At 63.2% G+C, this 3,581-nt stretch carries 5 protein-coding genes; all 5 read right to left on the bottom strand.

The window, feature by feature from the left end; translation table 11 throughout:
* Nucleotides 1-41: 41 nt before the first annotated feature.
* Entirely contained in the window at nt 42-581 is a 540-nt protein-coding gene (locus tag HLUSI_RS0109820) for a peroxiredoxin family protein (protein WP_016833803.1), read from the bottom strand.
* A 204-nt stretch (nt 582-785) separates the two neighbouring features.
* Nucleotides 786-1,448 carry a BON domain-containing protein gene (locus HLUSI_RS0109815; RefSeq protein WP_016833802.1) on the bottom strand — a complete coding sequence of 221 codons (663 nt, stop codon included), beginning with the start codon at nt 1,446-1,448 and terminating at the stop codon, nt 786-788.
* Nucleotides 1,441-2,037, bottom strand: a complete 597-nt coding sequence (locus HLUSI_RS0109810) for a phosphoheptose isomerase (protein ID WP_016833801.1) — start codon at nt 2,035-2,037, stop codon at nt 1,441-1,443. Before HLUSI_RS0109810 ends, HLUSI_RS0109815 begins: the two co-directional genes overlap by 8 nt.
* A 172-nt stretch (nt 2,038-2,209) precedes the next feature.
* The gene (locus tag HLUSI_RS0109805; RefSeq protein ID WP_016833800.1) at nt 2,210-2,599 is read right to left on the bottom strand and encodes a YraN family protein; all 390 of its coding nucleotides are present in this window, start codon (nt 2,597-2,599) and stop codon (nt 2,210-2,212) included.
* A 6-nt stretch (nt 2,600-2,605) separates the two neighbouring features.
* The coding region (locus tag HLUSI_RS0109800) for a penicillin-binding protein activator (RefSeq protein ID WP_016833799.1) at nt 2,606-3,581 on the bottom strand (976 nt) is incomplete at its 5' end.

Below are 3,581 nucleotides of genomic sequence, written 5' to 3'. Positions count from 1 at the left end.
CCCCCCCCCCCCGTTTTTCATTGCGGAATCAGATATCCGCTTCAGGCGGCCAGCGCCTTTTCCAGCAACTGGTGCAATTCGGCGAACTGCGGCTCGCCGACGTAGCGCTTGAGGATGCTGCCGTCCTTGCCGATGACGAAGGTGGTCGGCGTCAGCTTGACGTCGCCGAAGGCCTTGGCCAGCGTGTCTTGCGAATCGAGCGCGACCTTGAAGGGCAGCTTGCGGGTTTCGGTGTAATTGAGGACGTAGTTCGGCGGATCGTAGCTCATCGCGACGGCAACGAAGTCCAAGCCCTGGTCCTTGTACTTGTTGTAGGTCGAGATCATCTGCGGCATTTCACCGATGCAGGTGGTGCAGCTGGTGGCCCAGAAGTTGACCATCACGACCTTGCCGCGCAAGTCCTTGAGCGCGACCTTCTGGCCGTCCAGTTTGACGAAGGTGACGTCCGGGGCGGTATTGCGCGCCGACAGCGAGCTATAGCCGAACAAGGCCACGGCTGCGACGACGGCCAGTCCGCCCAGCTTGAGGCCGAGGCGGCGGCGCGGCGTTGCAGCGGGCGAGGTGGCGTTTTTGGCTTCCATGTTCTTTCCGTAGCGGTATTGCCGGATGACAAGGCGACAACATCAAACAGTGCCAGACCATCCGGAAGCGTCAGTCGATCCGCTCATTATAGAACTCATTTCGGAATGAGTTCAGGCGCCATGAAAAAACCGCCGGACCATGAACAATCATGAACGCGGCGGCTCCGGCCTGCTGCAGCGACTTGCCCTGCGGCAGGCTCCGGCTTACTTGGCCGGATCCGGCGGCGCCTGGCGGGAATACTGCTTGAGTTCTTCTTCCGAAATGTATTCGTACAGCGTCACAACCTTTTGCACGCCGCTCACGCCGGCAGCGATATCCGCCGCGCGCTTGCCTTCGCGTTCGGTCACGCGACCCATGATGTAGACGATGCCGCGTTCGGTGGTGACCTTGAACGCGCTGGAATACAGATCCTTGGCATCGACCAGGCTGGCCAGCACTTTGCTGGTCACGAGGGCGTCGCCGGAACGCGACGAGAAGTTGGACGAGCCTGAAACGGCCAGTTCGTTGAACACGCCTTCGACGCCCGGCAGGCTCTTGATCTCGCGTTCGGCGGCGGCCTTGGATGCTTCGTCAGGCACTTCGCCGCTCAGCAGAACCTTGCGGTTGAAGCTGGTGACGTTGACGTGGGAGCCTTGCGGCACCACGCCGGGGATGTTGGCTTCGCCCTTGATCACGATGGACTTGTCCTCGGTCTGCGCGCCCAGCGTGCGGCGATCAGTCGCGGCAAAGGTGCCGGCCAGCAAACCGCCGGCCAGTACGCCGAAGCAGCCCTGCAAGCCGATCGCCAGCATGCCGCACACGGCGGCGGCCGCCAGCGGACGGCGCAACTTCGACAACGTGGTCCAGCCAGCCTTGACATCATTCATGCACATCACCTCCAAAGAGCGCGACATCGATACCGTCGCAAATACAATGCAAAGTCACCAGATGCACTTCCTGGATGCGCGCGGTACGGTCATGCGGCACACAGATATGCACATCGGCGTCGGTCAGTTTCTTGCCGATGGCGCCACCGCCCTTACCGGTCAGCGCCACCACGCGCATGTCGCGCTCCTGGGCGATATCGATGGCTGCCAGCACATTGCCGGAATTGCCCGAGGTCGAGAACGCCAGCAACACGTCGCCGGCCTGGCCGAAGGCCTGGACCTGCTTCGAGAAGATTTCCAGGTAGCTGTAGTCGTTGCCGACCGCGGTCAGGATCGAGGTGTCCGTCGTCAATGCCAGCGCCGGCAGCGGCAGGCGCTCGCGTTCAAAACGGCCCACCAGTTCGGCGGCGAAATGTTGGCAGTCCGCTGCCGAACCGCCGTTGCCGCAGGCAAGAATCTTGTTGCCATTCGACAGCGCGGTGAACATAAGTTCAATTGCCTGCTCGATCGGCTGCGCCAGCACGGCGCCGGCGTGGATCTTGAGTTCGGCACTTTCCTGAAAATGCGAAAGGATACGTTGATTGGTCATGGTGCGAGTAGGTTTAACGATGCATGAAGAACGACATTGTCTGGTGCGTTCGCCCGGATTGCCGGCCTGAAACTGGCAGGCAGCGGCAGATAGTGCCGATAAGCTCGCCAATTATAGTGTAGTTGGGGGGCGGCCCCGCTTATGCAAGCGGTAAAGAAGCGTGGCAACAGGTTTACGAAGTTGCTTCCACGGCATTTTTCAGCCAGTTCATGCGGTCGCCGTCGTAGCCGATCACATCGAAGCGGCAGGCCGGCGGCATGCGGTAGCGCTGCAGGAAGATCTGGGCAGCGACGATCAGGCGGCGCTGCTTGGCGTGCGTGACGCTGGCCAGCGCCCCGCCGAAGCTGTCCTTGCTGCGCTTGCGCACTTCGACGAACACCAGCGTGTCGCCGTCCTGCATGATGAGATCGATTTCGCCGCCCTTGCAGCGGAAGTTGCGTTCGACCTGGCGCAATCCTTCGCCGCGCAGGAAGGCCAGGGCGGCATCCTCGGCGGCGTCGCCGCTGACTTGCTTGCTGGTGCGCGGGCCGGCATTGCCGCGCAGCCGGTCGAACAAGGCCATGCGCGTTCAGCGCTGGTTGGCCACCGGAACCGCGATGCCGTCCTGGTAGACGGCCTGGGTTTCCTTGCGTTGGAAGTACGTGGCGCCGGCACCGATGTTGGCGTTGATCTGGCCGGTCACGCCGTCGATGTCGAAGCCGGAACGCTGCGCCGCGATTTCGCTGGCGACGCGGAAGGCGTCGATGCCAAGCGCGTACAGGCGCTCGAGGTCGGCGTTGGGCTTGCCGTCGGTATTGGCGACCGAGCGCGGATAGGCGGCCACGGCGGCGTGGTCGGCCTGCAATTGCCACGGCATGTCGACCAGATGCACGCCGTCGAGCTCGGGCAGACGGCTGTCGTTGACAGGCGGCGCCGTGTTGGCGGCCGCCGCTTTCGCTGCCGCATCCAACGCTGCCGTCGCCGTCGCCAGCGTCAGCGGATTCAGTTGGGAGGTTCCATAGAGCGGAATCTCGCTGCCGATGGCGCTGCGCAGCTGGATGGTCTGGGCGGCGTCGAGCGCGACGAACAGCAGCGCCGGCCTTTCCGCCTGGATGCGCTGGCTCAGTTGCGCCAGGCCGCTGGCGCTGAGCGCGTTGTTGGGCACGCTCAGTTCGAGGTTGTCGACCGTCAGGCCGATCTGCCGGGCCTGCTGGGTGAAGGCTTTGGCGGCACGGCGCTGCCAGGCGACATTGGTGGCGACCGAAAAGATCTTGCCGGGCGTCTTGACGCGTTCGGTCCAGGCAGCGACCTGGCGTGCTTCGTCTTCGATCGACAAACCCATCAGCAGCAGTTGGCGCGGCAGGCGCTGCTCTGCGCCGTCGGGAAGATCCGGCTGCGCCAGCGCGATGGTCGGCTTGACGATATTGTTCGATTGCGCCAGTGCGGTCACGGCGCTGCGCGCCAGCGGTCCGACGATGATGTCGTATTTGGCGGCAGCGTCGTTGTACGCGCTCAGCACATCCTGCACGGAGTCGCCGGTTTCGATGATGGTGATGACAAAATTG

This window comes from Herbaspirillum lusitanum P6-12 (genome assembly GCF_000256565.1).
GTDB classification, from domain to species: Bacteria; Pseudomonadota; Gammaproteobacteria; order Burkholderiales; family Burkholderiaceae_D; genus Herbaspirillum; species Herbaspirillum lusitanum.
The sequence above is the reverse complement of the archived record's forward strand: the minus strand, read 5'-3'. Positions and strand labels throughout refer to the sequence as shown.